Annotated in this window: 9 protein-coding genes; 2 read left to right on the forward strand and 7 right to left on the reverse strand. The window is 61.7% G+C overall.

Features of this window, described 5'->3' with window-relative positions; all coding sequences use genetic code 11:
• Nucleotides 1-13: 13 nt before the first annotated feature.
• Complete coding sequence (locus tag VGO04_RS07880) at nt 14-334, reverse strand: hypothetical protein (RefSeq protein ID WP_327495396.1); 321 nt, start codon at nt 332-334, stop codon at nt 14-16.
• 491 nt (nt 335-825) lie between these two features.
• Between VGO04_RS07880 and VGO04_RS07885 the strand changes: the two genes are divergently transcribed.
• Nucleotides 826-1074: a glycine zipper domain-containing protein gene (locus tag VGO04_RS07885; protein ID WP_065775524.1), complete on the forward strand. Its 249-nt coding sequence runs from the start codon at nt 826-828 to the stop codon at nt 1072-1074.
• A gap of 44 nt (nt 1075-1118) precedes the next feature.
• Here VGO04_RS07885 and VGO04_RS07890 read toward each other — a convergent pair whose 3' ends face one another.
• The gene (locus tag VGO04_RS07890; RefSeq protein WP_327495397.1) at nt 1119-1334 is read right to left on the reverse strand and encodes a NepR family anti-sigma factor; all 216 of its coding nucleotides are present in this window, start codon (nt 1332-1334) and stop codon (nt 1119-1121) included.
• A 175-nt stretch (nt 1335-1509) separates the two neighbouring features.
• Between VGO04_RS07890 and VGO04_RS07895 the strand changes: the two genes are divergently transcribed.
• Entirely contained in the window at nt 1510-2307 is a 798-nt protein-coding gene (locus VGO04_RS07895) for a response regulator (RefSeq protein ID WP_327495398.1), read from the forward strand.
• Nucleotides 2308-2367: 60 nt separating this feature from the next.
• Here the strand turns inward: VGO04_RS07895 and VGO04_RS07900 are convergent, their stop codons facing one another.
• The 5 genes from VGO04_RS07900 to VGO04_RS07920 all read right to left on the reverse strand — a co-directional run bounded on the left by VGO04_RS07900 (nt 2368) and on the right by VGO04_RS07920 (nt 6172).
• Nucleotides 2368-3498: an AI-2E family transporter gene (locus VGO04_RS07900; RefSeq protein WP_414650520.1), complete on the reverse strand. Its 1131-nt coding sequence runs from the start codon at nt 3496-3498 to the stop codon at nt 2368-2370.
• 131 nt (nt 3499-3629) lie between these two features.
• Complete coding sequence (locus VGO04_RS07905; RefSeq protein ID WP_327495399.1) at nt 3630-3800, reverse strand: hypothetical protein; 171 nt, start codon at nt 3798-3800, stop codon at nt 3630-3632.
• A gap of 177 nt (nt 3801-3977) precedes the next feature.
• Nucleotides 3978-4322: a RidA family protein gene (locus VGO04_RS07910; RefSeq protein WP_327495400.1), complete on the reverse strand. Its 345-nt coding sequence runs from the start codon at nt 4320-4322 to the stop codon at nt 3978-3980.
• 180 nt (nt 4323-4502) lie between these two features.
• Nucleotides 4503-5333, reverse strand: coding sequence for a dipeptide ABC transporter ATP-binding protein (locus tag VGO04_RS07915; protein WP_327495401.1), 831 nt, complete (start codon nt 5331-5333; stop codon nt 4503-4505).
• On the reverse strand, nt 5330-6172 hold the full coding sequence (locus tag VGO04_RS07920) for an ABC transporter ATP-binding protein (RefSeq protein ID WP_090294927.1): 843 nt from the start codon (nt 6170-6172) through the stop codon (nt 5330-5332). Before VGO04_RS07920 ends, VGO04_RS07915 begins: the two co-directional genes overlap by 4 nt.
• Nucleotides 6173-6224: the final 52 nt, after the last annotated feature.

Below are 6224 nucleotides of genomic sequence, written 5' to 3' on the forward strand. Positions count from 1 at the left end.
GTGCCTCCGCGGCTCAGTTGCGAGCCTTCGCGCTGTCGTGGCGCGCTGCGACGGCATAGCTGCCATCATCCATCTTGACGTCGACCTTGAGCTCACCGTGCGTCGTGATCCGCCACTCGATTGTCGCATCTTCCGCGAACAGGGCCGGATCGACTTCCGCACAGGCGCCGTAGGCGCGCTTGAACGTCTCTCCCGTCGCCTCGATCGCCGGCGTCAGCAGTTCACGACATTCGTCTACCGTTTCGAACGCCACTGTCGGCGCCGGCACTTCGCGACAGGCCTCTGTCGTCTGCATGCAGCCGACGAGGACCATGATGGCGGCAATGTGTTCCATTGGCATGCCTCCTTAGCGTCAAAGCTGAGGAGAAAACGGCAATCCGCAATCTTCGGTTCCGCCGGCGACCATCAAATATTTCCTGGAACTTTGGCGCGCGCTTTGCGTTTGCGGCGCAATTTGACCCGCGCGAAACGCGGGCGAGCCGCTGACCGCGGCTGATTTCCGCGCACAACCGTCACGGTCGGGCCGGAGCAGATCCGGTGATGGAACAAAACGTCTCTATTCTCGTTTTCGCAACGATAACAAGTGCTGCGACCGCGGCGGAGCGATGGAGGATGCGCTGGCGAGGCAGGAAGACACCACGAAAGGTCCGCCCATTGGGAGCGGCATCAAGCCCATTCACAAGATATCCAAAGCGGACCTGAACAGCGCGGCACCGGGAAACGAAGACGCCTCATTGTCGTCATTCTCATCGCCATCAGTCCCGGCAGGTCGATCTCCGACAATCTGATTCTCAACTCAACAACGCAACCCGATAGGAACGCATCATGAAGAAGATACTGATCGTAGCAAGCCTGATCCTCCCCCTCGCCGCGTGTACGCAAACGGAAAAGGGCGCTGCGATCGGCGCAACCGGCGGCGCCATCATCGGCGGTGCAGCGACAGGCAATGTCAGGGGTGCGGCCGTGGGCGCAGCCATCGGTGGCGTCGCCGGCGCGCTCATCGGCAATGCCAACGAACCGGGCCGCTGCATCTACCGCGACCGTTACGGCCGCCGCTACGAAGCCGCCTGCTGACCAGCACACGGCATGAAGAAACGGGCTTGGGCCCGTTTCTTCCCTCAACCAGGAACCTGTCCGCTCGACGCGTCCTTGGACGCCGTTTCCGCTTCATCCAGCTTTTGAAGCAGATCGAGAAAGAATTCAGGAACCGGCTCCTGCTCCAACGATCGATAGAGCGCCTTCAACTTGGCCCCGATCGGCCCATGATCAAGCGTTTCGGCTGCACTGTCGGTTGGCCCATCGGCTCCACCGGGCTTTGCCAGTTCTTCGTCCATGTCTTGCTCACCGCCCTGACGTTCGCAGCTTCCCGTCGCCCGTCGCAAGGCACGCCGCTTCGCACATTTCCCTGATTTGCTCTAAGCCGAAAAACATGTTCAAAACATCCACCTCTTCGGCGGCATGTGCCCTATCCTCAGAAAAACGAATCGTATTGCTCTCAAGGAAGTTTTGATGTCCCTTTCGACCCGGATTGCGCCACACCTGCCGTTCCTGCGCCGCTATGCCCGCGCCGTCACCGGATCGCAGGCCGCCGGCGACGGCTATGTAGCCGCCGTTCTCGAGGCGCTGATCGAAGACATCAGCCTCTTTCCGGAAACGTCGAACGACCGCATCGGCCTCTACAAGCTGTTCTGCACGCAGTTTGAGAAGGTATCGATCGACCGGACGGACAACACGTCACCATTCGCCTGGGAACAGCAGGCTGCCGCCAATCTCTCGCTGATCGCACCCTTGCCGCGTCAGGCCTTTCTGCTGGTATCGGTCGAGGGATTTTCGATCGCCGACGCTTCTGAGATCATGAACCTCAGCCAGGGCGAATTTTCAAAGCTTCTGACAGTTGCCTCCGAGGACATCTCGCGCCAGGTCGCAACCGACGTGCTGATCATCGAAGACGAACCATTGATCGCGCTCGACATCGAGGACATGGTGACCAGCCTCGGCCACCGGGTCACGGGTATTGCGCGCACGCATGGCGAGGCGCTGGATCTCTACCACAAGACATCTCCGAAGATGGTGCTTGCCGACATTCAGCTCGCTGACGGCAGCTCCGGCATCGATGCGGTCAACGAGATCCTTCGGCAAGCCGCCGTGCCGGTGATCTTCATCACCGCCTTTCCCGAGCGGCTACTCACCGGCAAGCGGCCGGAACCGGCCTTCCTGGTGACCAAGCCGTTCAATCCTGACATGGTCAAGGCTCTGATCAGCCAGGCACTGTTTTTCGACGAACACGCACGCTCGGCGCGCCGCTGATCTGGCCCTTGAGCGCCGCGCGTCCTATCGGACGTGCGGAGGAAATGCATCAGGCGGCGTTCAGCCGGGCAACTGCCGTTCGGGCGGCTGTTCACGGATTTCTTCGACAATCGCAAGGACGATGAGCGAAAGCGGCAGCGCCAGCATGGCGCCGACCGCACCCCACATCCAGGTCCAGAAGACGATCGCGATAAACACCAGGAACGGGTTCACTTCGAGCTCGTTGCCGAGGATGGCCGGAATGGCGAGGTTCTCCATCGCGAGGTGGACGACGAAGAAGGCCGCAGCCGGTGCCAATGCCAGCCATAGGACTTCCTGTGTCATCAGCCCGCCGACGAGCAGGCTGAGGGTCATGACCGTCACGCCCAGATAGGGAATGAAACTGGAGACGAAAGCAAACAGTCCCCAGACTGGCGGCATGGCCAGACCGCCGGCGAAGGCGATGATCATCGTCACCGTGCCGAGCACAAGGTAGATCACACTGGCGATGGAGAAGTAGCGCGCGAGCGCGTCTTCGATGCCGTTCATGATGCGGATGGCGCTGAGCCGCCGCTCACGGCTGGCAAACGCAAGAATGACGGCCTTGCGCAGCTGCAGCCGTCCGAGCAGGAACAGGCCGAGCGCTGCCAGGAAGATCAGGATCTGCACGAGGGCGGGCGTCAGGCCCGCAGCTGTGGCAGCGAGCATTGGGCCTGCATTCTTCATGACCGTGTCAGCAATCGCATCGTTGCCGACGCTGCGCGCAACCGCCAGACGCAACCATTCGAAGCGCTCGATGAAGGGCATGACGCGTGCAACGACGCCTTCGGCGAGCCTGGGCGCCTCGGAGGCAAGCGACGTCAAGGGACCGAGCAGCACGTTGATGAGCCAGGACAAGCCGGTCACGAAGACCAGAGCGAGCAACAGGCCACCAAGGATCGGCGGCAGGCCATAACGTGCAAGCGCGTCAGCGGTTCGCCCAAGCACGATACCGACGACGATCGCGAGCGTGATAGGCAACAGGATCGTTTCCATCGCATAGATGGCGGCACATCCCGCGATCACGAACAGACCGATGATGCTCCAGGCGACCATGAGGTCGATGCCGTCACGCCGCGGCGCCGTCGACGGCGCGGCGGTCGCAACCGCCGCCTCCTCTTCGACCATGCGTCTTGCGCGCCTGTATTCGTGCGAAGCACCGGCACGTCGCAAGGTTTCCACGATCACGCCTCGCTTTTTGTGGGCAGCAGGTGAACGGAGCGCACCCACTCTTGCCGACGGGTCGTCGCGTTCCGGCTTTCGCCCTGGATCAGTGTGTGGCGCGCCACCTGGACCACGTGCCATCAATGGTGTTCCGGCGGGAAGACATGCAGGGTCAAGGAAAGCAGGCCAAGACCCAGGATGATGACGAGCAGCGTGTTGGCGACACCTGCGGCAGTGTAGGGGACAAGGCCGAAGCCGATCAGGATGACGGCAAAGAGAAGGACACAGACCCGAGGCAGCCAATACAGCATATGTAGTCCTCCCAGTTCACTCGGCCGATTCTCGACCTGTTTCTTGGACCGGACACTTAACGTGCAGATGCCTCGATTGGTTCCCTGCGTGGCATCGCTGGCTGCAACGAAAACGCCGCCGGACACGAGACCCGGCGGCGCTGGATAAGGACAAGGGAATACCTTGTTCCGCCGACCTTAGGCGGCAGCGACGACAATCACTTCCACGAAGTATTCCGGCGTCGCGAGCTTGGCTTCGCCGGTGGCGCGGGCAGGCGTGTTGCCCTGCGGAACCCAGGCGTCCCAGACCGAGTTCATCTTCGGGAAATCGGCCATGTCGGCGAGCCAGATGGTGGCCGAGAGGATGCGGGTCTTGTCGGTGCCGGCGAGCGCCAGAAGACGGTCGACTTCGGCAAGCGCCTGCTTCGTCTGCGTCACGACATCGTCACCGGCGTTGCCGACCTGGCCGGCGAGGTAGACGGTGTTGTTGTAGACCACGGCCTGGCTCATACGGGGGCCGGTTTCGAAACGCTTGATTTCCATGAACGTGTTCCTGAGGTTGGGCCGAACAGGTCCGTCCGGCCGAAAAGCGGCTGCCCGCCGCCCAGAGGCGAGAATTGAAGGCGGCGCGACACCTCTACACCATCGCGTCCCCGAGTCAAAGAAGCCGGGCAGTGGCTGCCCGGCTTCTCTTGTTTCTTCAGCGGAAATCAGCAGGAAGGATCAGGCCGCCTGCTTCTTCTTCGCCAATCGAGCCTTGATGCTCTCCACGTCCGCCCGCGGCGTCGCCGCAAACAGCGTCTTGGTATAGCTGTGCTTCGGGTCGGCAAAGACCTCGTCACGGCTGCCGTATTCGACCGCTTCGCCGAAATACATCACCATGACGTCGTCAGCGATGTACCGCACGACAGAGAGGTCGTGGCTGATGAAGACGTAGGTGAGTTTCAGCTCGTCCTGCAGGTCGGCAAGCAGGTTTAGGACCTGTGCCTGGACCGAAAGGTCGAGCGCCGATACCGGCTCGTCCAGCACCAGGAGCTTCGGGTTGAGCATAAGCGCGCGCGCGATGGCGATACGCTGGCGCTGGCCGCCGGAGAACATGTGCGGATAACGATTGAAGTGCAGCTCGGTAAGACCGACCTTCTTCAGCATCGTCATCGCCCGGTCGCGACGTTCGTCGGCGGGCGTGTCCGTATTGATGAGCAGCGGCTCCATCAGGATGTCGCCGATCTTCTGGCGCGGATTGAGCGAGCCATACGGATTCTGGAAGACGATTTGCACCTTGCGGCGCATCTCCGGCGTCATGTCGCCCTTGGAGATGTCGATCTTCTTGCCCTCGATCAAAAGTTCGCCCGAGGTTGCCGGATCGATGAGGGTCAGAATACGGCCAAGCGTGGACTTGCCACAGCCGCTCTCGCCAACGATCGCAAGAGTCTTGCCCTGTTCGACGCTGAAGCTCACGCCCTTCAGGGCGTGAACGGTCTTGGCCTTTTTGATAAGGCCGCCGGGGATATGGTAGTCGCGCACCAGATTGCGCGCTTCGAGGATCACGCTCATTGGGCCGCTCCTTCGTCGACGAAGAGTTCGGAAATCGTCGGCAGACGATCGCCGGTCGCGTTGTCAGGCAGTGCCGCCAGAAGTGCGCGCGTGTAGTTGCTCTTCGGGTTTTCAAAGAGCGTCAGCACGTCGGCCTCTTCCATCTTGCGGCCCTTGTACTGCACGACCACCCGGTCGGCAGTCTCGGCAACCACGCCCATGTTGTGCGTGATCATGATCAGGCCCATCTTGTGCTCGGCCTGCAACCTCATCAGGAGGTCGAGGATCTGCTTCTGGATCGTCACGTCGAGCGCGGTGGTCGGCTCGTCGGCGATCAGGAGCTTCGGGTTGCAGGCGATCGCGATCGCGATCATCACGCGCTGGCACTGGCCGCCCGACATCTGGTGCGGATAGTGGCCGAGCCGCTCGGCCGGATCGGGAATGCCGACCGCCTCGAACAGTTCGATCGCGCGCTTGCGGCGACCGGCCTTGTCGAGGCCGATGTGTATGCGCAGCACTTCCTCGATCTGGAAGCCGACGGTGAAGCATGGGTTGAGGCTGGCGATCGGCTCCTGGAAGATCATGGCAATGTCCTTGCCGACGATCTTGCGCCGTTCGTTTGCCGACATGCCCAAAAGGTCGCGACCGTTGAAGGTGAGCTTGTCGGCCGTGACCTTCGCCGTCCAGGGCAGAAGCCCCATGGCCGCCAACATCGACACGGACTTGCCCGAGCCGGACTCACCGACGATCGCGAGCACTTCGCCTTCATGGACCTTCATCGACACGCCGTTGACGGCGCGGAAGGGACCGGAGGCCGTCTGGAATTCGACGACCAGGTTTTCGATTTCGAGAAGCGCCATGATCAGGACCTCTTCAGCTTGGGATCGAGCGCATCGCGCAGGCCGTCACCCA

This window comes from Ensifer sp. (assembly GCF_035999185.1).
GTDB lineage: Bacteria > Pseudomonadota > Alphaproteobacteria > Rhizobiales > Rhizobiaceae > Ensifer.

Bases quoted from the DNA above. Each gene is read 5' to 3' on its own strand.
- VGO04_RS07885 (WP_065775524.1), top strand. From the start codon at position 826: ATGAAGAAGATACTGATCGTAGCAAGCCTGATCCTCCCCCTCGCCGCG.
- VGO04_RS07905 (WP_327495399.1), bottom strand. From the start codon at position 3,800: ATGCTGTATTGGCTGCCTCGGGTCTGTGTCCTTCTCTTTGCCGTCATC.
- VGO04_RS07920 (WP_090294927.1), bottom strand. From the start codon at position 6,172: ATGGCGCTTCTCGAAATCGAAAACCTGGTCGTCGAATTCCAGACGGCC.
- VGO04_RS07915 (WP_327495401.1), bottom strand. From the start codon at position 5,333: ATGAGCGTGATCCTCGAAGCGCGCAATCTGGTGCGCGACTACCATATC.
- VGO04_RS07895 (WP_327495398.1), top strand. From the start codon at position 1,510: ATGTCCCTTTCGACCCGGATTGCGCCACACCTGCCGTTCCTGCGCCGC.
- VGO04_RS07890 (WP_327495397.1), bottom strand. From the start codon at position 1,334: ATGGACGAAGAACTGGCAAAGCCCGGTGGAGCCGATGGGCCAACCGAC.
- VGO04_RS07880 (WP_327495396.1), bottom strand. From the start codon at position 334: ATGGAACACATTGCCGCCATCATGGTCCTCGTCGGCTGCATGCAGACG.
- VGO04_RS07910 (WP_327495400.1), bottom strand. From the start codon at position 4,322: ATGGAAATCAAGCGTTTCGAAACCGGCCCCCGTATGAGCCAGGCCGTG.